The sequence below is a fragment of the Enterobacter sp. UPMP2060 genome (genome assembly GCF_053709655.1).
On sequence record NZ_JBSKJQ010000013.1, the window covers coordinates 65,152 to 86,386 of the forward strand.

A 21,235-nucleotide genomic window follows, 5' to 3' on the forward strand; every position below is an offset into this window, starting at 1 on the left:
ATTTTTCCGGCAACACAGGAACATCAGGAATGGAAAATTCGGTTGAGTTAGATACGGAGACGTTTGTCACCACCACGGCAAAACAGGATACCGGGCTGTGCCCGCAGACCCGGCATGTGCCGGGTGCTATCGGCACCGAACTGGAGTATCTGCTCACGAAGTATTTGTCTGACAATGGTGACATAACATGATGCCAGCACTGCCAGGCCAGATCGGGGCCTTTTCTGCTACTCAGCTGCCGGTGGCCATCGACTACCCGGCCGCGCTGGCACTGCGCCAGCTGGCGCTCGTTCAGGACGAGCTGCCGAAATACCTGCTGGCGCCGGAAGTGAGCGCTCTGCTCCACTATGTGCCCGATCTGAACCGTAAGATGCTGCTGGCCACCCTGTGGAACACCGGCGCCCGTATTAACGAAGCGCTGGCCCTGACCCGGAGTGATTTTTCGCTGGCACCGCCCTACCCGTTCGTGCAGCTGGCCACGCTCAAACAGCGGTCTGAAAAAGCCGCCAGAACGGCCGGCCGCGCTCCGGCCGGTAGCCAGCCTCATCGTATCGTTCCACTTTCCGATCCGCAGTATGCCCGCCAGCTGGAAATGATGGTGGCCACCCTGAAAATTCCGCTGGAGCGGCGTAACAAGCGAAGCGGCAGAACCGAGAAAGCACGTATCTGGGAGATCACCGATCGCACGGTTCGCACCTGGATCAGCGAAGCGGTGGAAGCCGCAGCGGCCGACGGGGTGACGTTCTCGGTCCAGGTGACGCCCCATACATTCCGCCATTCCTACGCGATGCACATGCTGTATGCCGGCATACCGCTGAAGGTGCTGCAGAGTTTAATGGGGCACAAGTCGATCAGCTCGACGGAGGTATATACCAAAGTGTTTGCGCTCGATGTGGCAGCACGGCACCGGGTGCAGTTCCAGATGCCGGGCGATGAGGCGGTGGCGTTGCTTAAAAAAATAGGTGGCTAAGATAGCAATCTAACAAGATAGTAAGTTACCATCTTACCATCTTACCATCTTACCATCTTGTTAACTTATCAATACCGCCACTTTTAATTGCCATCTTAATAAGTTAGTAACTTGTTAAGTTTATATTATTTTAATCTAGACTTTTCAATCAGTTGAGATATTTCCTCTCGTGATAAATTTTCTAATGCCATCACTGCAGCTCTAACTACATCGGATCTATTTACTCTCCTGTTCCCTGATAACATCTCTTCCTTTATGACATTATCAATTGAGTTAAGATTCTCTTCAGCAAGAGAGATACTGACTGGTTTTGCTTTACTAGTCGCAGATTTATTACTTGGTTCATCTGGATTTTTTGCGGTGAGACCAGCAGTGCCTCCGTTTATAAACGAAGCTTCGTCCCTTGGCGGTGTTTGTGCTCTATTCCTCACAGAATGATCTCCTTAACCAGAGCTTCAATTTCTTCTTGGGCTTTGATGTTCTGTGTTTCAAAAATAGTCATTGATTCGGCCCAGGCATCCCTGTGAGCTTTTCTGTCACATACGCGAGCATTAGACAGATTCATTTCCGGAAAGTCTTTGAGAACATCCGCTGCCTGATTAGCTTCATTAACGAACATGTTAGTTGGTGTCATATTCAACACTAAATACCCACGTACCGACTCGTTGAAATCTTTAGCTGCAGTGAAGACAGAGCATGTGTGAGGAACGACATCCAAATCCATTTGGGACGGTCGTAAAGGGGAAATAAACACATCTGCAGCCATTAATCCGCTTCGCATCTCTGCACTGTCACGGCCAGCACAATCGGCGATAACAAAGTCATAAGATTTTTCATGCTCTTTTAGCATGGCTTTGATGTTGCCGGACGCTCCAGTCACAGGCATATGAGGCAAGTTCTCTGGTCGATTGTTATACCAGGTCAGCACTGATTTTTGATCGTCGGCATCTACAATGAGAACTCGCTTTCCTAGTGCCATAAGATATGCAGCGATGGAAACTGCGAGCGTACTTTTACCTACTCCACCTTTTTGACTACCAAGAACAATGATCATATTTCGCACACCTTGTTTGTTATCTTGTTAAGATAATAGGATATTAAAAATTAATTTTCAATATCCCTCAGCATTAACATCTTGCTATCATGTTAACTTGTTATGTTAATAATTGTTTTAAATTCAATATGTTATTAATAAATTCAATATACTTAATATCTTAATAAGATATGATGATATCAAGATGCGATCTTGTTATCTTAATCACGCTTTTGAGTGAAGGAGTAGATCAATGGACCTGGTTTGGAAAAAAAATCCAAGGGGAAGGCTTGAAAGGAAACTGAATCTGGCAGAGAGAGAGGCATTGCTGCATGTTTTCAGCAACGGTCGAAAACCCGCTCAGGCTGATTTACGTATAGCAAATTCTGTGCTTGAAGAAATGGACCGCCGTAAGTTGTGGTTAAAATGTGATTGCGTCGAACATGACCCGAACATTGAAGGTCCTTTTAACTGCGAGGTTAACGTTGCCAGGTTACGCCACGTCAAGACGACAAGACAGCATGATGAACAGTGCCCTTTGTTCAGGCTAAAGAAAAGTAAGGATGCTGATAACACTATCCCTGAAGGAAAAACCAGCCCACTAAATCCGGTTGGCGGGAATGACTGGTTACCCGACAAGAAGAAAGACATCAAAATCAACGCTGTGGAAGGGCCGGTAGTGCCCCGTAAGCGTCGACGCAAAACTCTTAAACCCATTCCGGCTCTGGGCCGAAAATTGCTGACTCTCATTCAGGCAGCTGGCCTGAACCAACTTGAACTAGTACCTGAATATAAAAGTCCGGGGTTAGTCGGTTCGGTCAATAGAATAAAAGAAGTTCTGGATGAACATACAATGGGCAATGGAACACAGCTTAATATGCTGTTCAGTTGTGCGCCCTGGTTGTCCCTCGAACGGATTAACGACATGCTGACTCAGCTAGAAGTTTCACTGCAGACTGATAGCAGTGATAAGGAGGCATGCGTGTATATCATTGGTATTGCGACCGATGCCAATCGGGAAGAAGTAACCTTTCGCGTTCGGAGTAATACTTTTATCCATAGGCCTGAAGCCCGAGTCAGTATCAATGGAGAAAGCACCTACAACACTGGCAGTCGGGCCCCATACTGGGCAATTCTGGAATACCGCAGAGGTAGGGATGGGAAGGTTTACTGCCATGAGGGCTATGCGCATGCCGCGTATACGCTTGATAATCCAGTGCCTGTGGATAGCAACAAAGAGCGCGATACCCTGAAGGTAATTATAAACGCCAGCAGCTATGCTGGCCGTCAGGAAAATCATCCGGATGCGATCAGCCTCAGCAAGCCACTTTTCACGTCTAAAAGCACTAAGAATGGGGTGGAGGAGGTCATTCATCCTGACTTCATACTGAATGTGGTTCCGAGCAAAGAAAACACAGTTACCACTTTCATCATTGAAACAATGGGCTCTGAATCCGAGGAGTATGTCGAGCGTAAACTACAAACACATAGCTGGATGGAGCAGGAAGGTGTGCTCTTAACTGATCCTCCGGGCTGGCCAGAACCTTCAGACAGGACATTTAACAGCTTCCTGCTCAAACACATTTTTAGTGCAGGTAAAATGCACCAATAGTTACAGGCAGCGGTTTTGAATTTAAATAGTGACAATGCACCCTCAGCCAGAAGTGGAAAGGACGCTCTTAAGTGTGACAAACGACACTCAGGGCTGAGGGGAGATGTGACAAGCTGCACTGAACTAAATGTGACAAATTGCCCTCATTAAGTGTTTTTAAAGCACAAAATTGGCACCATTTAGTTCCTTAAAACCAGTCAGGGCAAAGGAAGGCAAACTGTTCCGTGACAAATCACCCTGAGAGCTTTAACTCTAGTGTGACAAACCACCCTGCTAATTGTGACAAATCGCCCTCAAAGCTCACTCAGGCGTGATCGACATTATGTCGCTGAAAGAAAAGACTATATGAGTCGTCTGGCGGCCTTTCTTTTTCTCTATATAAGACAGGCGCATTGGCGTTCTGCTGTTAATCTCATCTACACTCGCCTGCAGGAACCGACGGCGAAAGTCCGGCATACGCTGATAACTTTGCGGAAGCTGATAGCGCTCCATGATCCAGTCTATTTTCAGGGATACTACGCCAGAGCCATCCGGCTTACGGTACTGGCATAGTGACTCGTACAGGCGCATGGCATAGGGATTGGTGATCTCTTTCGTTTCACTTAGTCGGAACTGTGTGAAACGGTTCTGAAGGCCAATAAAAAAAGGAATGAGGTACGGGTTAATATGAACGCTGTAGAGCCCTCTGGAGGGACTATGGGCACGTTTGATGAACCAGGGAAAGGACTCATAACCTTTTTCTTCCCCGGCATCCTCTTCAGGCCGATAAAAGACCACTTCTTTACCCGCGAATCCCTTGAGAGCCTGACGGATATCTTTGCTGGCCTCGGCGGAGGTCAACCCGAAGGTTTCAGCATACTTGGCGACCTGAATTTCACATATCCCGTCATGCTCCTGCAGCGTACCGTCAGATTTTCTGATCTGGTCCACAAAGAGATAAAGCATACGCTTTTGATCGCGAGAAAGACTGTATGCCGCCTCAGTCAGTTCGTTTGACTGGACAATTCGCGGGCTATTCTTACGTTTTTTATGGTTGATAACCGCAACTTCCGTCATGACAGGTCCGTGTAAAGTGTGACAGGAATTTAGATTGTCACACTAATTGAAAAAGAGTCAACAGGTTGGGATAACTTTGTGGAATACAGCAAATCATGAGGGCAATTTGTCACAGGGTTAAGGGCAATCTGTCACACTTTAAGAGGGTGGTTGAGGGTAATTTGTCACACTGAAAGGGCAGATTGTCACACAGATCCTTCTCAAACCCGCATGAATAAAGGGCTGAGAGGCATTCTAAAAAGGTAAACCTAACAACCCTTTAAAAAGATCTTATAAAAATATGCCCGTGGATAAGTGGATAAGTGGATCAAGCAGAGTGGGGTATCCATTAAACACCGAGCGTAAGCGGAATATGTCCTTTCAGTTCCCTGGTGCTTCCTCGCTCACTCGCGGGCTTCGCCCTGTCGTTCGGCTGCGGCGAGCACTACTGGCTCTCTCTGAAAGGCGAAATTTAACTGATCCTTGCAATGGGGATATCTTTCCAGCGAGTCGTGTACGCAGGGGAGAGCATGTCACGTTTCATTTGCCAGGATGGCGCAATCCCTCGTCCGGCAAACCAGACCTGTCCCAGACCAGAATGATTAATGCCATCGAGAACCTTCATCAGCTCGGCGCTGTGAGGACGTGGCGGACGTTCGTCGAACAGCTGCAGCTGCGAAACGCCGGAGCCGGTGAAGTCATTCAGCATCACCCCGGCTTTGGCATACCGATGCCCATCCTTCCAGATACGCTCCAGAGCCGTTGTGGCGGCCGCAATAATGTCCCGGGTGTCCTGAGTGGGTGTAAGCAGTTTCTCCGTGGCCACGTTGCCGTAGTAAGGCTCTTTAACCGCGAACGGAGACGTTTTGATGAAAACGGAAATATGCCGGCAGTACTGGCGCTCTTTACGCAGCTTTTCTGAGGCCCGCTCTGCGTACTGACAGACAGCCTGGCGGAACGAGTCGTATTCAGTGACCTTCTCGCCGAAACTACGGCTGCAGACGATCTGCTGCTTTGTTGGCGGGGCTTCTTCAAGCGACATGCAGCTTTCCCCGTTCAGTTCGCGTACTGTTCGCTCGAGAACGACGGAGAAATTTTTGCGGATAAAGGCCGGGTTCGTCAGGGCCAGATCGAGCGCGGTTTTGATGCCCAGAACATTGAGCTTTCGTGCAATACGGTTTCCCACGCCCCAGATCTCTTCGACCGGCTGCAGTGAAAGCAGTTTCCGCGTTCGCTGAGGATTCCCCCGGGTCAGTGCGAGCACACCACGAAACTGTTTCCACTCCTTTGAGGCCCACTGGGCTGATTTTGCCAGGGTTTTCGTCGGTCCGGCACCCACGCCAATGGTCAGACGGGTACAGTCATACACGTGCTGTCGCAGCTGCCGAGCGAAGTCCTCCAGGTCCATGCAGTGCTCCACACCGGTCAGATCGAGGAACATCTCGTCAATCGAATACTGTTCCACCCTCGGAGCCAGTTCCTCCAGGCAGTTCATCACGCGCGCCGACATCGATGCATTTATGTGGAATAGAAAATCTATATAAATAATGCATGCTTTAAAAGATTACTATGAACTAAAAGCATACGTCCGAAATTGTTACCATATCTCAAGATTCACAACTAATAATTTCGTATATTAATCCTCCAGTGCAGGTAGTCAGCTATCTGTTTGGCTTCCCTGATGCGATGGTAAAATGAAAAGACCACCGTTATGGGTTTAATAAAAAGATGCAGTCTTCTCCAGCTCAGCATGTTAGAAGGATTTTTCAATGGATGTTGAAATCAACTACTGCAATAACATAGATAACGCTTGCATTACACTCTCTGAAAATAAACTTAACATTAAGTTCGCTCCAAATGGCACGGGTAAAAGCACCATATCACGTGCCATTTTGCACAGTGTTTCTCGTGATGCCGCTGGTCTTAACAGTCTGCTACCTTTTAAGTTTCGAGCAGCGAATCCCGACGAATTTCAGCCCAGTGTAACGGGTACAGAGCAAATTCAGGATGTAATGTGCTTTGATGAAAAGTACGTATCTCAGTTCACATTTCAGCCTGATGAACTGATTAGTAACAGCTTTGACATCTTTATCAAAACAGAAACCTACAACCAAACGGAGCGAGAGATCGACTCGATGGTAATGGCAATCCGGCAGGAATTCAGTGGTAATGATGAGCTTGAGCTATTTATTACACATCTTCAGGAGCTTAGTGGTGCGTTCAAGCTGACAAGCAAGGGCTTATCTAAAGCCTCTACGGGGATGAAGGGGTTGGCAGGGGGTAACAAGCTTCAGCATATTCCCTCCGGGCTAGAGCCTTATCAGCCATTTATTCAGAGTCCTCGTAATGTAGAGTGGATCGAGTGGCAGACCAAAGGGTATGAAAATTTCTGCTCACTCTCTGAGGGATGCTGTCCTTTCTGCACAGGTGATTCTCACGAAAAAGCAGAACAAATTAGCAAAGTAAGCGCTGAATATGACAAAGCAGTGATCAAAAATCTGGTTGGTATCATCACAGTACTTGATAAATTAGGCGAGTATTTTTCCGAAGCCGCACGCTCCCGTCTGAGGGAAATAACGACGTTACAGGGAGGATTGGAGAAGAAGCATGAAGACTATCTTGTTACCGTAAAGCAGCAGACAGAAAATCTTCTGGCCATGCTCTTAACATTAAAAACCCTGAACAGTTTTACTTTTAACGACGCCGGAAATATTCGTGCCTCTTTAGCCTCTTTTCGTTTGGATGTGAAGTATTTTTCCGAGCTGCAATCTGATAAAACTCTTGCAACAATTGGGCGACTGAACGCCTCGTTAGATAGCCTCATTTCCCAGGCTGGTTTGCTGCAGGGGCAAATCAACAAGCAACGCGCTGGCATGCAGCGGCTCATTCAGAAACACAAGAAGGATATCAACACTTTTCTGGCATATGCGGGTTACCGCTATCAGGTAGATATATCTGGCGATGGAGAACAGTGCCGTCTTAAGCTTCGCCATGTCGACTATACCGACTATCTCAGTGGAGGTAGCCAACATTTGAGCTACGGCGAGCGTAATGCCTTTTCGATCGTTCTTTTTATGTACGAATGCCTGGCTCGTAAGCCCAACCTGATTATTCTCGATGATCCTATCTCTTCGTTTGATAAAAACAAAAAATTTGCCATCCTAGAAATGTTGTTCCGCCGTGACTCATCTGAGTGTTTGAAAAACCAGACGGTACTGATGCTTACACATGACGTTGAGCCAATCATCGATACTCTGAAGTCGGTGAAGAAGTTGTTTAATAACCAGGTTACTGCATCCTATTTACGTTATAGCACTGGCACGATAACTGAATTACCTATCCGCGAAAGCGATATTCTGACGTTTGCCCAAATCTGCAAAGTGGTTCTCGAATCCGACTGTGATGACCTGATCAAGCTCATTTATCTTCGCAGGCATTATGAAATCATGGACAATCGAGGTGATGTTTATCAGGTACTTTCTAACTTGTTTCACCGCCGAGAGGAACCAATCGACACACGCCTACCTCTGATTGAAGGAACAGGGTACCCGATGATGGACCCGGAGAGCTTCCTTAATGGATGCAGTTTAATCACTAAAAATATTTTTGGTTTTGATTACCCCCATATGCTGAGCTTGCTGAATGATCCTGACAAAATTCTGTCGTTATATCGAAGCTGCACGAATGGCTATGAAAAACTTCAGGTGTTCCGACTACTGGAACCTGAGGCCGATAACCGTGTCATTCGCAAGTTTGTGAATGAAACCTATCATATTGAAAACGAGTTTATCTGCCAACTAGACCCCACACGATTCGATCTTATCCCGGAATACGTTATTGTTGAATGTGACAGGCTGCTCCTTAATATCGGGGCGTCGAACGATGATGCTGAACTGGAAACGGCCTGAACGTATGGTCTAGATGTAGCTCTTCTTAGCAGTGAAGGTGAGTAGTAATACTCACCTACCTGGATCTCCAATTCAATTGAGCCTGCTGATAAGCAGGCCTTTTTGGCGAGACACAGAAGCCTCTAAAGTTGGGACATGCGAGACATGGCGCTTTTTATGCCGCCAGATAGTATCTTTCTGGCCCTGTAATGACAAAAAGCTGATTTCCGTTAACAATAACCCTGTTTAAATATCCAGATAAAAACATTTCCTCTGGGTCAAATGAGTGATACAGTTTCACCCATAAGACCCAATGGAGGCAATATGTCTGAATTTGAATTACTGGCGCAGGATCTGCTTGAGAAAGCAGAGGCGGAAGAACAACTGCGACAGGAAAATGATAAAAAGCTGCTCGGGCAGGTGCTGGAAATCTATGACCAGAAGTACGTGGCTGAACTGCTTAGAAAAGTTGGTAAAAATGAGTGGAGTCGCGAGACTCTTAATCGCTGGATTAATGGTAAGTGCTCACCTAAGTCGCTGACGTTAGCCGAAGAGGAACTTCTACGAAAAATGCTTCCGGAAGCGCCTGCACATCACCCTGACTATGCCTTCCGGTTTATTGACCTGTTTGCTGGCATTGGAGGTATACGGAAGGGCTTCGAAACCATCGGTGGCCAGTGCGTTTTTACCAGTGAATGGAATAAAGAGGCTGTGCGCACATATAAAGCTAACTGGTTTAACGATGCTCAGGAACACACTTTCAATCTCGATATTCGGGAAGTCACGCTCAGTGATAAACCTGAAGTACCTGAAAACGATGCCTATGCTTACATTAATGAGCATGTGCCGGATCATGATGTACTTCTGGCAGGTTTCCCCTGTCAACCGTTCAGCCTTGCGGGCGTAAGCAAGAAAAACTCGCTCGGGCGCGCGCATGGTTTCGAATGTGAGGCTCAGGGAACGCTTTTCTTCGATGTGGCGCGTATTATCCGCGCAAAAAAACCTGCCATCTTTGTTCTTGAAAACGTTAAAAACCTGAAGAGCCATGACAAAGGTAAAACCTTTAAAGTCATCATGGATACCCTCGACGAACTGGGCTATGAAGTTGCGGATGCAGCTGAGATGGGCAAAAGCGATCCTAAAGTTATCGACGGAAAGCACTTTTTACCTCAGCACCGAGAACGTATCGTTTTGGTCGGTTTCCGTCGTGATCTGAATATTCATCAGGGCTTTACCCTGCGCGATATTAGTCGTTTTTATCCGGAACAGCGTCCGTCATTTGGCGAACTGCTGGAACCCGTGGTTGACAGCAAATATATACTGACGCCGAAACTCTGGGAGTATCTCTATAACTACGCCAAAAAGCACGCAGCTAAGGGTAACGGATTCGGTTTTGGCCTCGTTAATCCTGAAAATAAAGAAAGCATTGCCCGTACGCTTTCTGCTCGCTATCACAAAGACGGGTCTGAAATTCTGATAGACCGTGGCTGGGATATGGCCACAGGTGAAACAGACTTCGCGAACGAAGAAAATCAGGCGCATCGGCCCCGCAGGCTGACTCCACGAGAGTGCGCGCGCCTTATGGGTTTTGAAAAAGTAGATGGCAGGCCTTTTCGCATTCCTGTGTCAGACACTCAGTCGTACAGGCAGTTCGGTAACTCCGTAGTGGTGCCCGTGTTTGAAGCCGTAGCCAAACTGCTTGAACCTTATATCCTGAAAGCGGTTTATGCCGATTTGTGCAAGGTTGAACGAATCTGATCGCTCCTCCCGGTATTTATGCCGGGAGATAATCTATGGAATATCTGCGTAACGCCCTGTCAGCTCAGCAATAAACGCACCTAGCGTCATTAGCTCAGCTCTCACCGCCTCCGGGTATTTTTTGTGCAGAGATGATGGCACGACTAGTCTGACACCCGACTCCCGCATCTCCCGATATTGAGCCAGAGAAACTCCCTCCTGGAGTGTAAACAGATGCACCTGATGAATTTTATCGGCCTCATTCAGTATCTGACGCCAGCGATCCTTACAGGTAGTCTTGACTGCCAGCATGCGCAGATTTTCTACGGGAAACTCAGTATCGTGGTAAGCCCCTGCGGAAGGGAAAAGGAAATCGGGTTTTTTATTACCTTCTGTGACGGCCTGCGTCGCAAAGTGTCGCAGGCCGTGCTCAATGAATAGATGCTCCAGGTGCAGTTCCAGCGACTTCCCGGCTCTGGATTTACGGCGATTGCTGACAGAATTGGCCAGCGCAATAAATTCATCCACAGAGCCAAATCCTTTCCGGATGATATCCAGAACATGCAGTTCCTCAACCAACAGAAATATGTCGTACTCCACGCGCCGGCGGTCAAGAAGTTGCTCATCCGGATCAAGGGAATTTTTCACATAATGGCTGGCTGCATACTGAATAATTTCACTTCCCGACGGAAAGCGCAGGTGCCAGTCTTCAGGTAGAATATATTTATGATTTACTGGCGCTTGCTGTAGAGATAGTCCGCCAAGAATCTGTCCTGCGGGGCCGGATATAAGCGCTCCGGGTATAACTTCACCAATAGCGGTCTCAATGACGTCCTCTTCATCAGTGCTGGCGCATACCCAAATATTTACTTCCTTACAGTCCCCCCCTTGCTCATCAAGCTTGAAAGCCAGGAGCGTCAGAGCCCCTGTATTTTCAGGATCCTGAAGTGGGCTGCCTCTACCCCAGCGGGTAATCCTTTTTTCATTCCGGGTTTTACCAAAATGACGGCTGTTATAATAAATTGCCCGGGCTTCGCTGTCAGGGCAATCATGCGATGACACATGTGCGGTGAGAAAAACCGAAGGGTTCAGTTCACGGGTATGGTTGATAGACGGAAACAGTTTTTCAACGATACCTGAAGGGATATAAAGCCCTACCTGGTGACCACCTGTTGCGCCGGTATCGTTGGCGGAAAGGCGTTTGATGTAGACGAAGTAATTCTCACATGCGATCTCAAGTAGCCAGTTGTGGAAAACCGACATAAGCATCCCCTGTTACCCTGAAACTCTACTCACCATTTTTTCATAATTATATACAAACAGCCAGAAAGGCTGTTACAGGCGATTTGATCTGCAACCTATTGGTTAATATGCTCTGATGTGCGCAATCTTCGCTTTTTGCTCATATTGGTTCATTTTATCCTCCGGACTTACCGGTTAATTTTGCAAGAGCCTGTTCTACTTTTTTAATATCCTGCTCTACAATGGTTTTCTCATCAGGCGTGAGCGGGACCTCTTCGAGATAACGCCTGATAGATGTTTTACTCTCCAGCATCAGTCCGCGCGCACTGTCTTTCAGCAGATTAAAATCGCAACCAATGCAGGCCATTCTGTGCGGGCAACTGCTCCAGAATGGATTCATGCAGAAGGACTCACCAAGGTCATAATAGGTTGCCGGACCTGTGGGCGAGACCGCTTCCGGATCGTGATCGACCAGTACGCTTATCATATGGGCTATCCGATCGGCCTTCACAAATGACGCTGCCAGCTGTGTAGGGCGGATGCGAATGTAATGCAGGGTTGACTGTGGTGATGAATGACCTGACCACTGCATCAGTTCATACAGCGACATGCCCTGTGGTACGCTGGCAAGCGCAGTCAGGGCTGAAGCCCGTCCACGGTGGCTGGTTATGGCGCCTCCGCTGTCTTCAACCGGTAGCCCCGCTCTAGCGCAGAGGACAGGGATGACCGTCCGGTTAATCACATCGCTGCCTGCCGGCTTGCCGCGATACTGGAAGAGATAACGGACTTTTTCTCCGGTGCGATCATCATTCAGTTTTGCCTGATCCACGGGACGGACGTTCAACCATATGTCTACATATTTTTTTACAATGACAGAGACGGGTTTAACAAATGCTTTCGATGTCTTTCCTGCCGGGACGTTTAGATAACATAGTGTTCCGGCAGGAACGACACTACCATCCTCCCTGATAATGTCTTCTGACTGAGGCGTGACGCATTCCGTAGTCAGGCGCAGGAGTTCATTCTGTCGTAAACCTGCATGGGTCCAGATAACAGCCATTGCCTGAAGCATGGAAAGGGGATAGTGAATTTCACTGAGCAGGTCTTCGTGGCGCAGGTTCAGACTGGCCCAGATGAGTTTGAGCCAGACGGGATCATCTATCACTCTCGGATTTACACCACGGCGAAAAAGTGGGGTATCCGGCGTGAAAAGGTGACGGGCGGGGCTGAAATTAAGGCGTCCCCAGCCCCAGAGTTCGAAATCGCTCATAAATCGTCGCAGCGAATAGATAAAATGTGCACGTGAATGTGGCATCATGGGCTCTCCGGAGCGTTTGGACTTCCGCAGTCCATGTTCAGTCCCCAGAGACAGCTCATCCACTTTCATTCGCCCCACAGCAGCGATAAAACTGGCACATGTCTCAATAGACCAGTCTGTCGGGACCTTCACCTCGGGATGCTCCTTTGCCAGCCAGAGGCCGCAGCGAAGAATAAAGCTGTACTGGTTTTCACGGGTTCTGGGACGAAGCACAGATGTCTCACGCCAGCGTCTGCACCATGCGACCCATTCAGGGCTGATATTTTCGACCGGCTTCTCATGCCATTCGGTGTAGTTACGCATTCGTACCGGCTTTGCAATAATGCCAAGTGCGGCAAGCCCATGAGAAATTTTCCCTACGTGTCTTGATACGCGCTTATCGTGGTACTGCTGAGCTTGCCAGAGAAGCTCTGTGGTCATCTCTTCAAGCCTGGGATTATCATTGAGTAGCATCAGCAGACCCAGGGGGGAGGAAACGGCATGCCGCAGGTGCTGAGGGGAATAGCCCAGTGATATCAGTGCTTCCGACAGCCGGTTCAGCTGGTCCCGGAAAATCGCGTTGCCGTAGATGGCACTGGCGTAAAGCGACAGAGTGTTTTCATGAGGGATCTGAAGCGGCGACGTGAATGGACCGAGATGATATGCAAATGCCATCATAAGTGGTTTACCGCGACGATATTTATCAAACAGGGAGATCCACTGGTCTTTCCGCCAGTTCCAGCAGGGTTGCCCTACATTTTGCATTTCAGTCAGCATCGCCATAATTACAGTGCGGGTAAGTCTACAGCCGGTGCCACTGTTGTTGGCGATATCCAGCAGGGGGGTGATCAGGGAAGAGAGGGAACCGGACCTGCCATAGTTACGGGAGCGTTTATGGCTTGTACTTAGCGCTTCTTTCTGCTCAGAACTAAAGCCAGCGTGCAGGTCATAATCTGCACGGCAAAAATGCGGGTATATGAAACCTTTATCACGCTTGCCTGTCATTCTCTCTCTCCGGGCCAAACATGATAGCTGCGATTTTCCGGTCAGTCTCCGCAACAGTCATCGCCATTCTGGCCGCAAGATCAGTGCCTGAAAGATGGATATATATCTGCGTGGTGCGTAGATCACGATGACCAGCATAGGTTGCTATCTCATGCAGCTTCCATCCCGCCCGGGCAAGATGTGTCAGTCGCAGGTGACGAAAGGTGTGCGTGGTCAGAAATGGCATGCTGGTCCTGTCTGACCACTCGCGAACCGTTTTAGTCCAGCTCCAGTATGAAAGCGGTGAGCCATAATTTCTGTCAGAAAACGAACGGAACAGTGCTCCACCAGTAATACCCGTTTGCCTCAGGTTCCTGAGATGTGCTGCCAGTACCGGCGTAATCGCCGGGCCGTAGCAGACCACCCGTTCGCGTTTGCCTTTAGTGTTTTCGGCGCGAATCCGTATAAGCCTGTGGGCAGGATCGATATCCTCTATGGTTATTGTTGTCACCTCAGAGCGTCTTAGCGCACCATGATACGCCAGAGCTAGCATCAGACGATCGCGCAATGAACAGTCTGATATATAACCCAAGAGATGATACCACTGGCCGTCATCCGGAATTTGTGGCAGTCGTGTTATTCGCTGGACCATACCGCGTCCTGCTGAAGGCATGTGGGGTGTGCCTGCTCGCGGTAAAGGGTTCCGGATAATTACCCCCATGTAAATCAGATAGTCAAACCACAGACGTATAGCAGAAAGGCGAAGCTGAAGCGTTGCACTGGCTGCAGGCTGAGGCATGCCGGGTAACTGGGGGCGAATGTACGCAGCGATATCTTCAAAGCTTGCCTGCTCGGGGGGCAATTCCTGCTGGCAGCAGAAGTGAAAGAAGTGAGTAAGTGCGCCGCGGTAGGCATGAATTGTCGCCGGTGACCTGCCGAGATCGGATAATAACCCCAACCATCGTTCTGCCTGTGAACTGGCAGGAGTACAGAATAAAGTGGTGAGCATTGTGTTCTCCTTTGTAATCAGGAACCCTGTTCAAAGTTTACACAGAAAATGTTGCATTCCACTTAACTTACTAAAGTTCATAATTGCTTGAAAATGCGTATATTTTTTCCGGATATCTCTCGTTTTTCATCTGAAACCACGGCGTGCCCATTCTGATCCAGGGCTTTGCCTCGGCACTTCTTGCTATTACGCAGCCATCGTTATTACTGAGCACCACAACCGGCTTTCCTTTCAAGTCCGGGCGGAAAACACGTTCACAGCTGGCATAAAAGCTGTTCACATCGGCCAGTGCAAACATCAGTACATCTCCCTTGGGCGGTGGATGATGTGCGTGACGACGCCAAAGATATCCAGATCGTCCGGGTCGGGATAAATCGGCGACCACGAGGCGTTCATGGGCTGCAGCGTCAGTCGTGGCGTCAGCAGAAGCCGTTTAACCGTAAATTCCCCCTGCACGCTGGCCACAACAATATCACCGTGCTGAGGCTTCTCTGCACTATCCACAACCAGCAGATCGCCGTTGTAAAGGCTACCGTCGGCCATGCTGTCTCCGCTGGCACGCAGGTAGTAAGTCGCGCTCGGATGACGTATGCAGTAATCATGGAGATCCAGGTCGGACTCGACATAGTCAGCTGCAGGGCTGGGAAAACCGCAGCTGGCCAGGTCAGCAAACAACGGATGGGCCTGTGGCGGGAGTTCTTTCCCGGTGCTGAAAAGCTGCAGTTTCATCTTTCCTCCTGACGTCTAAATATACTGGTTATGCATACAGTATATTTAACAGCGTGAGGATAATCCAGATCACCTGCTCAATGTGCTTTGTGAGTAACCTAAGCTACTCAAAATGTTCTTAAATATCATTTTGATTATTTTGTATTGCTCATAATGAGAAATAAGACTTTTGTTTTTCCATTTTGCTCTTATAATGTGTATCAAATTGAGTTTAATTGACGGAGCATAATGATGAATATTTACTGCGATGATGGTTCAACTAATGTTAAGCTGGCTTGGTTTGAGGGAAACGAGCTGCAGACCCGGGTTACTGCTAACTCCTTCCGGCATGGCTGGAAAGTGGCGGAATTCAGTGCCGCAACGTTCAACTATCAGGTGGGCACGCTGAAATACACCTGGGACAGCGTCAGCCGGGATGCCATCCCGACAACAAACGTGGAATATCAGTACGGTGATCTCAACCTGCTGGCCGTGCATCATGCGCTGCTGAACAGCGGACTTGAGCCGCAGCCGGTGAGCCTGACCGTGACGCTGCCACTGAGCGAGTATTATGACGGGGACTGCCAGCGGAACGAGGAGAACATCCGACGCAAACGTGAAAACCTGATGCGTGAGCTGGTCCTGAATAAGGGCAGGGCATTTACCGTAACGGACGTTAAGGTGATGCCGGAATCACTGCCGGCGGCGTTCTCCCGTCTCGCTGAGCTGAAGCCCGGACCCGCTGAGACCACCCTGATTATCGATCTCGGCGGTACCACGCTCGATGCCGGCGTGATTGTCGGACAGTTTGACGATATCAGTGCTGTACACGGCAATCCGTCTGTCGGCGTGTCACAGGTCACCCGCGCAGCTGCAGGCGCGCTGCGGGCTGCAGACAGCGAAACCAGCGCGCTAATTGCTGACACGGTCATCCGCAACCGCAATGATCGTCAGTATCTGCAACGAGTGATCAACGATGCCGGAAAAATCGACGATGTTCTGAACAAAATTACTGAGGCAATCACTTCCCTGGGCGCGCGCGTCACCAGTGAGCTGACGGCCTTCAGGAACGTTAACCGGGTATTCTTGGTCGGGGGTGGGGCATCCCTCATTGAAGAGGCTATCCGCCAGACCTGGCCTCTGGCTCCCGACCGTATCGAGGTTATAGGCGATCCGCAGCTGGCGCTGGCCAGAGAGATTGCCCTTTACAATAAAGAGGACTAAACGTGCCGGACGGCCAGTATTCTTTCTATCTGCACAGCGACGATCGCACCGACATCGCGGCGATGGCGACCATCAGCACCATCTCACAGCCCCTGCGCGGTGACTTCATCCGGACCGCCGCCACCGCCGGGGCGGTGATGCACCAGACTGATGCACGTTTACCGGCGCTGATCCCGGTGTTCTTTGACGGGCATCTGAGCGCCATCCGGCTTTGCGCCGTGATGGCTCTGGTCTCCGGCACCTGGTCTTCACTCTCAGAACTTCCTGATGAGCCTGATGATGGCGTGGCGGCTCTGGCCATGTCTCCGGAGATGGAATACCAGCGCCGACGTTACACCCTGACGCTTCAGGATGACCGGAGCAGTGAACGGGTTGAGCGTGTGCTGACGGGCGTGTCATCCCGCCTGCGTGGCGAGCTGCTGAGAAACCTGATTATCACCGGTCTGGCCCTGCACACGACCGTACCGGAGCTGCCGCGTCTGCTGGCCAGTATGCCGGTACCGCCCGGCACGGTCAGCGAGCTGCAGGTTCTGGTTCAGCAGATGGCCGGTACAGCTGGCGCGAGTAAGGCTGCAGTGCCGAAGAAACCAGCAGAGCCTGCCGCACCGGTAACCGGTGACGCGACCAGGATAAAGAAAAATATGCGACGGGCATTTGGAGACTAAAACATGTCAGTGATTAAACAGAAGGCAGAGCAGTGCATTCATAACTTTCTGCGCGCCCGGAACGTGCCTGAATCTCAGTGGCCGGAACGGGTCAAAAAGACCGGCAGGGGAATGATACTGGCGGGTGTCGCCGTTGTGATTCCCGGCGTACTGGCTGATAACATATCCCTGCCGGTGACAATCGTGATGCAGGTCTGCTACGCCTCGCTGATTGGTCTAGGGGTTCTCCTGGCGTTTGACGAGAAAAAACCAAAGGGGTGGGGATGAATATGAACATTAACCTGAAGGAAACAGTATGCAGCTTGAAGAACTGACTGGAGATGAACGCACGCTGGTCGTTGTGGCGCTGCAGGCGCTGCACCGTGAGAGATTAAACGCATCAAATGCCGTCTTTACGGTCTGTAGTCTGGCCGGAAAAGAGCAGCCGCCGGAAGATATTTTTGGGCTGCGTGAAGTTCAGGATGCGTTGAGACGTATTGGTGCTGCCCCTGCGCGTTAAATCCGGCCCCGTACACTTCAGAACTAAAAAACGGCAGGCTGATATCTTGTACCTGCCGTCAGACATTACCTCGTTTTAACCTCTGCCTCCTCCTGAATAAAAAGGAACTCGGTTCCCTTCGCCTTATTGCCGCCAGCCGGCGGCGTGTTCAACGCCGTGCCTTCACGCTAACCCGGCCGCTATGGTCGCAAGGGTTCACGTTGTCTCCGTCCTCACCCGTTCGCACCTTTCACGGTGCATTCAGCCCGTGAAAGGCTTGCGCTGCGGCTTGCGGCGTCGCCCCTGCGCCCTCCGCTTTCAGCCGGGTTTTTGTGGCGGCACGGCGCAAGAGGGTGCCGGATGCTGAGGACACAACCATGTTCAGACTGACCTGTATTGAACTCGATAACGGCGAGTTTGCCGTGTACATCAACCACCATTACCTGGGGAGTGAAGATGCCAGCGGAGAGCGGCTTTCTCTGGGGGATATTCTGGAGCAGCTCTCCCTGCTGCCGGGTGTGGAATTACAGACCCTGCATGAACCCGTACCGGAAGAGGAAGACTGGTGCTGGAACGATATCGCCGATCGCGTCCTGCCGTCGCGTCCAGCATGTCGTGATGATGTGACGGTGGCAGGGCTCATCGCCAGGCTGAAGCAGTACCCACCGGATGCACTGTGTCTCGGGAAGTTCTGGCTGGAAGATGATTTCCTGTCGCTCGATGGCAGTCTGTCAGAGGAGGAAATTGCAGAAGCCATGCGTATCTGCGACCACAGCCACGATGCAGGCATCGGTTTTAACTGGGACACGCTGCAGTTCGCTATCGACCACGTGAAGGGGCGCTGAAAAAAAGGACACCATCCGGGGAGGGGGTGTCCTGAAGCCATGAAATTCATTAAGGATGTCGGTTCCCTCCGCCTTATTGCCGCCAGCTGGCGGCGTGTTCAACGCCGTGCCTTCACGCTAACCCGGCCGCTGCGGTCGCAAGGGTTCACGTTGTCTCCGTCCTCACCCGTTCGCACCTTTCACGGTGCATTCAGCCCGTGAAAGGCTTGCGCTGCGGCTTGCGGCGTCGCCCCTGCGCCCTCCGCTTTCAGCCGGGTTTTTGTGGCGGCACGGCGCAACAGGGTGCCGCATATCAGAGAGGAGTGTGTCTATGTCCCGTTTTATTCTGGGTGACTGCGTGCAGGTGATGTCCCGTTTTCCGGCGCGTGCCGTTGATTTTATTCTTACCGATCCGCCGTATCTGGTTGGCTATAAAGACCGTACCGGCCGCACCCTGGCCGGGGACAACTCTGCCGAATGGCTCCAGCCCGCCTGTAATGAAATGTACCGCGTGCTGAAAAACGACAGTCTTATGGTGAGCTTCTATGCCTGGAACCGCGCGGATCTGTTTCTGAATGCGTGGAAAGCGGCCGGCTTCCGGGTGGTTGGCCATATCGTCTTTGCCAAGAGCTACGCTTCAAAATCGACGTTCGTGGGTTACACCCATGAGAGCGCCTACCTGCTGGCGAAGGGGAGGCCGCAAACCCCGGACCGTCCCATCCCGGACGTTATCCCCTGGAAATACACGGGCAACAGACACCACCCGACGGAGAAGCCGGTGCAGAGCCTGCGACCGCTGATCGAATCGCTCACGCGTCCGGGGGCCATTGTCCTTGACCCGTTCGCCGGCAGCGGCTCCACCTGCGTGGCCGCCGCCGAAGTCAGCCGCCGCTATATCGGGATCGAGATGCTTGAGGAGTACCACGCCGCCGGCGTCCGCCGTCTGGCACAGGTTGAACGGGCGAGAAGGATGCCGGCGGCTAATGACGGCGCGTTTTACCCTGACTATCCGGAGGCAGCATGAATTACCCGGGCCTTGAACACCTGCGCGCGGACGTGGCAGCGCTCAGCAATGCCATGTGTGATGTGCGGATGCTGCTGAACCGCCTCGAATCGCAGCACCGGCACGACGCGGCAACGCTTACTGAACGTATGGCAGCGCAGACTCTGCGCCGGATCAACACCCTGCTTCTGGAAGCCTACCGCGAAGCCCTGGTGCTGGACGATACCTTTCAGGACTGACTGACCCTGCCGGGCTGAGGCCCGGCCTGTAACCCCTTACAAGAGAGAAAAAACAATGTACGGAACCCGCGAAGAACTTTGTGAAGATCTAGAAAATATGTTCACGCCTGACGAACTCCTGGTCCTGCTGGTCTGGACGGAAGAGGGGATTAGCGTGGCCTGCCGTGAAGCCCAGCCAGAACCGGACGGTGCAGAAATCCGGGAGGTGATGAAGGCGCTCGGCCAAATGAAAATGACGCAATACCGTCAGGAGGGGGTAAATAATCTGACTGTCAGCGATCTTCTGACCCGTCAGCGCGAAGCGGCAAACCGTCAGGTGAGTGTACCCGCGGTACTCCTGTCCCGCGTCCTGCGTAACTATGAATGCGACCTGGAAAACCGGATCGGAATGGCCTGGGAAGCCGGGCGGCTGGAGCCTGAATCCGTCAGGGATGAGCTGAATAACGTTCGCGCCTTACAGGAGGTGCTGGCCGCCTGAGTTAACGCCGGGGTAACGCCCCCGGCAACCGGTGGCCATCCACTGCGAAAAGGATGTCAGTGCCTTCCGCTTTTATCCGCCGCCGCCCTCCGGGCCACGTCGGGACAATGAAACTCCCCAGAAGCTCCGTGCGGTGACGGCATGCGCCGTGACTTCACTGTAGCCCGGCCGCATCGGCCACAAGGGTTCGCTGACGCCTCCGTCCTCACCCGTTCGCACCCTTCACGGTGCATTCAGCCCGTGAAGGCTTTGCGCTGCGGCTTGCGGCGTCGCCCCTGTGTCCTCCGCTTTTCGCCGGTCTGTCGTGTCGTCACGGCGATGCCGGAACCGAGAATATGTTAACCGTGGAGGATCTATGAACCAGACCGTGACCTGTGATGCTGTTCGTCTTGAGGGTGCGCAGCGCCTGACTTTCCTGCCTGATTTGTTTGGCGGCGATTTTATGACGTCCGAGGCGTCCGTGTATGCCTACGCCCAGCGCTACTGCCCCGAGTATCAGGGAGGATTCTGGCAGTTTTACCGGCTGCCGGACGGGGGCGGATTTATGGCTCCGGACGTGGAGAGCCTGACCCTGTGCAATCCGGATAACTGGTTTGAGCAGACTGTCAGCGGGGAAGTGGCGGGGATCATCCTCACGGCACTGGTACTGAATCGCCGTAGCTGGCACCACAGCAACCATGACCATGAAGAACTGTGCCGCCACTTCTGCCGTCGCTATGAGCAGCTTATGGCATTTGCTGACACCCATCCGGAAAGCGCCACCATCTGGCGTGCCCTTGACTGACTGACCACGGGCGGCGATGCCGCCCG

General features: G+C 51.1%; 21 protein-coding genes and 2 pseudogenes. 14 read left to right on the plus strand and 9 right to left on the minus strand.

Going from position 1 to position 21,235, the window contains the following annotated elements; translation table 11 throughout:
* Positions 1–29 precede the first annotated feature (29 nt).
* Together ACWKXN_RS19825 and ACWKXN_RS19830 are read left to right on the plus strand one after the other, a co-directional pair.
* Positions 30–191, plus strand: a complete 162-nt coding sequence (locus tag ACWKXN_RS19825; protein WP_454544220.1) for a hypothetical protein — start codon at positions 30–32, stop codon at positions 189–191.
* On the plus strand, positions 188–970 hold the full coding sequence (locus tag ACWKXN_RS19830) for a site-specific integrase (protein ID WP_454544221.1): 783 nt from the start codon (positions 188–190) through the stop codon (positions 968–970). The genes ACWKXN_RS19825 and ACWKXN_RS19830 overlap by 4 nt, the downstream gene beginning before the upstream one ends.
* 125 nt (positions 971–1,095) lie before the next feature.
* On the opposite strand, the gene ACWKXN_RS19835 is transcribed toward ACWKXN_RS19830, so the two are convergent.
* Together ACWKXN_RS19835 and ACWKXN_RS19840 are read right to left on the minus strand one after the other, a co-directional pair.
* Positions 1,096–1,401 carry a ribbon-helix-helix domain-containing protein gene (locus tag ACWKXN_RS19835; RefSeq protein WP_071995340.1) on the minus strand — a complete coding sequence of 102 codons (306 nt, stop codon included), beginning with the start codon at positions 1,399–1,401 and terminating at the stop codon, positions 1,096–1,098.
* A complete protein-coding gene (locus ACWKXN_RS19840) occupies positions 1,398–2,024 on the minus strand; it encodes a ParA family plasmid-partitioning AAA ATPase (RefSeq protein WP_008502208.1) in 627 nt (208 codons plus the stop codon). Before ACWKXN_RS19840 ends, ACWKXN_RS19835 begins: the two co-directional genes overlap by 4 nt.
* Positions 2,025–2,256: 232 nt before the next feature.
* On the opposite strand from ACWKXN_RS19840, the gene ACWKXN_RS19845 reads away from it, so the two are divergent.
* Entirely contained in the window at positions 2,257–3,615 is a 1,359-nt protein-coding gene (locus tag ACWKXN_RS19845; RefSeq protein WP_454544222.1) for a hypothetical protein, read from the plus strand.
* 300 nt (positions 3,616–3,915) lie between these two features.
* Here the strand turns inward: ACWKXN_RS19845 and repE are convergent, their stop codons facing one another.
* On the minus strand, positions 3,916–4,671 hold the full coding sequence (repE, locus tag ACWKXN_RS19850; protein WP_008502210.1) for a replication initiation protein RepE: 756 nt from the start codon (positions 4,669–4,671) through the stop codon (positions 3,916–3,918).
* A 451-nt stretch (positions 4,672–5,122) separates the two neighbouring features.
* Positions 5,123–6,178: pseudogene (gene umuC, locus ACWKXN_RS19855) on the minus strand (translesion error-prone DNA polymerase V subunit UmuC); the annotation flags it as partial.
* Between the two features lie 241 nt (positions 6,179–6,419).
* Here umuC and ACWKXN_RS19860 point away from each other — a divergent pair.
* Entirely contained in the window at positions 6,420–8,558 is a 2,139-nt protein-coding gene (locus ACWKXN_RS19860) for an AAA family ATPase (protein WP_454544223.1), read from the plus strand.
* A 303-nt stretch (positions 8,559–8,861) separates the two neighbouring features.
* Positions 8,862–10,295 (plus strand): DNA cytosine methyltransferase, encoded by a 1,434-nt coding sequence (locus tag ACWKXN_RS19865; RefSeq protein WP_454544224.1) that lies wholly within the window; start codon positions 8,862–8,864, stop codon positions 10,293–10,295.
* A gap of 33 nt (positions 10,296–10,328) precedes the next feature.
* Here the strand turns inward: ACWKXN_RS19865 and ACWKXN_RS19870 are convergent, their stop codons facing one another.
* The 5 genes and pseudogenes from ACWKXN_RS19870 to umuD form a co-directional block, all read right to left on the minus strand.
* Positions 10,329–11,537 carry a type II site-specific deoxyribonuclease gene (locus ACWKXN_RS19870; protein ID WP_454544225.1) on the minus strand — a complete coding sequence of 403 codons (1,209 nt, stop codon included), beginning with the start codon at positions 11,535–11,537 and terminating at the stop codon, positions 10,329–10,331.
* A 154-nt stretch (positions 11,538–11,691) separates the two neighbouring features.
* Complete coding sequence (locus ACWKXN_RS19875) at positions 11,692–13,818, minus strand: tyrosine-type recombinase/integrase (protein ID WP_454544226.1); 2,127 nt, start codon at positions 13,816–13,818, stop codon at positions 11,692–11,694.
* A complete protein-coding gene (locus tag ACWKXN_RS19880; protein WP_102751523.1) occupies positions 13,802–14,806 on the minus strand; it encodes a tyrosine-type recombinase/integrase in 1,005 nt (334 codons plus the stop codon). The genes ACWKXN_RS19875 and ACWKXN_RS19880 overlap by 17 nt, the downstream gene beginning before the upstream one ends.
* Positions 14,807–14,879: 73 nt before the next feature.
* Positions 14,880–15,104, minus strand: a pseudogene (locus ACWKXN_RS19885) (Y-family DNA polymerase); the annotation flags it as partial.
* Positions 15,104–15,535: a translesion error-prone DNA polymerase V autoproteolytic subunit gene (umuD, locus tag ACWKXN_RS19890; protein WP_454544227.1), complete on the minus strand. Its 432-nt coding sequence runs from the start codon at positions 15,533–15,535 to the stop codon at positions 15,104–15,106. The pseudogene ACWKXN_RS19885 and the gene umuD, both read right to left, overlap by 1 nt.
* A 231-nt stretch (positions 15,536–15,766) precedes the next feature.
* Between umuD and parM the strand changes: the two genes are divergently transcribed.
* The 9 genes from parM (at position 15,767) to ACWKXN_RS19935 (ending at position 21,209) form a co-directional block, all read left to right on the plus strand.
* Complete coding sequence (parM, locus tag ACWKXN_RS19895; RefSeq protein WP_454544250.1) at positions 15,767–16,738, plus strand: plasmid segregation protein ParM domain-containing protein; 972 nt, start codon at positions 15,767–15,769, stop codon at positions 16,736–16,738.
* Between the two features lie 2 nt (positions 16,739–16,740).
* Positions 16,741–17,403, plus strand: coding sequence for a plasmid partitioning/stability family protein (locus ACWKXN_RS19900; RefSeq protein ID WP_454544228.1), 663 nt, complete (start codon positions 16,741–16,743; stop codon positions 17,401–17,403).
* Between the two features lie 3 nt (positions 17,404–17,406).
* Entirely contained in the window at positions 17,407–17,670 is a 264-nt protein-coding gene (locus ACWKXN_RS19905; protein ID WP_454544229.1) for a hypothetical protein, read from the plus strand.
* A gap of 28 nt (positions 17,671–17,698) precedes the next feature.
* Positions 17,699–17,902: a hypothetical protein gene (locus tag ACWKXN_RS19910; RefSeq protein ID WP_454544230.1), complete on the plus strand. Its 204-nt coding sequence runs from the start codon at positions 17,699–17,701 to the stop codon at positions 17,900–17,902.
* Positions 17,903–18,258: 356 nt separating this feature from the next.
* The gene (locus ACWKXN_RS19915) at positions 18,259–18,726 is read left to right on the plus strand and encodes a hypothetical protein (RefSeq protein ID WP_454544231.1); all 468 of its coding nucleotides are present in this window, start codon (positions 18,259–18,261) and stop codon (positions 18,724–18,726) included.
* Between the two features lie 310 nt (positions 18,727–19,036).
* Positions 19,037–19,729, plus strand: a complete 693-nt coding sequence (locus ACWKXN_RS19920; protein WP_454544232.1) for a DNA methylase — start codon at positions 19,037–19,039, stop codon at positions 19,727–19,729.
* A complete protein-coding gene (locus ACWKXN_RS19925) occupies positions 19,726–19,947 on the plus strand; it encodes a hypothetical protein (RefSeq protein WP_454544233.1) in 222 nt (73 codons plus the stop codon). Before ACWKXN_RS19920 ends, ACWKXN_RS19925 begins: the two co-directional genes overlap by 4 nt.
* A 55-nt stretch (positions 19,948–20,002) precedes the next feature.
* A complete protein-coding gene (locus tag ACWKXN_RS19930) occupies positions 20,003–20,425 on the plus strand; it encodes a DUF1380 family protein (protein ID WP_454544234.1) in 423 nt (140 codons plus the stop codon).
* Between the two features lie 355 nt (positions 20,426–20,780).
* Entirely contained in the window at positions 20,781–21,209 is a 429-nt protein-coding gene (locus ACWKXN_RS19935) for an antirestriction protein (RefSeq protein WP_454544235.1), read from the plus strand.
* Positions 21,210–21,235: the final 26 nt, after the last annotated feature.

Excerpts from the sequence above, each read along its gene's own strand:
- ACWKXN_RS19825 (WP_454544220.1), top strand. The coding sequence starts at position 30 with ATGGAAAATTCGGTTGAGTTAGATACGGAGACGTTTGTCACCACCACG.
- ACWKXN_RS19830 (WP_454544221.1), top strand. The coding sequence starts at position 188 with ATGATGCCAGCACTGCCAGGCCAGATCGGGGCCTTTTCTGCTACTCAG.
- ACWKXN_RS19840 (WP_008502208.1), bottom strand. The coding sequence starts at position 2,024 with ATGATCATTGTTCTTGGTAGTCAAAAAGGTGGAGTAGGTAAAAGTACG.
- ACWKXN_RS19845 (WP_454544222.1), top strand. The coding sequence starts at position 2,257 with ATGGACCTGGTTTGGAAAAAAAATCCAAGGGGAAGGCTTGAAAGGAAA.
- repE (WP_008502210.1), bottom strand. The coding sequence starts at position 4,671 with ATGACGGAAGTTGCGGTTATCAACCATAAAAAACGTAAGAATAGCCCG.
- ACWKXN_RS19860 (WP_454544223.1), top strand. The coding sequence starts at position 6,420 with ATGGATGTTGAAATCAACTACTGCAATAACATAGATAACGCTTGCATT.
- ACWKXN_RS19865 (WP_454544224.1), top strand. The coding sequence starts at position 8,862 with ATGTCTGAATTTGAATTACTGGCGCAGGATCTGCTTGAGAAAGCAGAG.
- ACWKXN_RS19870 (WP_454544225.1), bottom strand. The coding sequence starts at position 11,537 with ATGTCGGTTTTCCACAACTGGCTACTTGAGATCGCATGTGAGAATTAC.
- ACWKXN_RS19875 (WP_454544226.1), bottom strand. The coding sequence starts at position 13,818 with ATGACAGGCAAGCGTGATAAAGGTTTCATATACCCGCATTTTTGCCGT.
- ACWKXN_RS19880 (WP_102751523.1), bottom strand. The coding sequence starts at position 14,806 with ATGCTCACCACTTTATTCTGTACTCCTGCCAGTTCACAGGCAGAACGA.
- umuD (WP_454544227.1), bottom strand. The coding sequence starts at position 15,535 with ATGAAACTGCAGCTTTTCAGCACCGGGAAAGAACTCCCGCCACAGGCC.
- parM (WP_454544250.1), top strand. The coding sequence starts at position 15,767 with ATGAATATTTACTGCGATGATGGTTCAACTAATGTTAAGCTGGCTTGG.
- ACWKXN_RS19905 (WP_454544229.1), top strand. The coding sequence starts at position 17,407 with ATGTCAGTGATTAAACAGAAGGCAGAGCAGTGCATTCATAACTTTCTG.
- ACWKXN_RS19910 (WP_454544230.1), top strand. The coding sequence starts at position 17,699 with ATGCAGCTTGAAGAACTGACTGGAGATGAACGCACGCTGGTCGTTGTG.
- ACWKXN_RS19915 (WP_454544231.1), top strand. The coding sequence starts at position 18,259 with ATGTTCAGACTGACCTGTATTGAACTCGATAACGGCGAGTTTGCCGTG.
- ACWKXN_RS19920 (WP_454544232.1), top strand. The coding sequence starts at position 19,037 with ATGTCCCGTTTTATTCTGGGTGACTGCGTGCAGGTGATGTCCCGTTTT.
- ACWKXN_RS19925 (WP_454544233.1), top strand. The coding sequence starts at position 19,726 with ATGAATTACCCGGGCCTTGAACACCTGCGCGCGGACGTGGCAGCGCTC.
- ACWKXN_RS19930 (WP_454544234.1), top strand. The coding sequence starts at position 20,003 with ATGTACGGAACCCGCGAAGAACTTTGTGAAGATCTAGAAAATATGTTC.
- ACWKXN_RS19935 (WP_454544235.1), top strand. The coding sequence starts at position 20,781 with ATGAACCAGACCGTGACCTGTGATGCTGTTCGTCTTGAGGGTGCGCAG.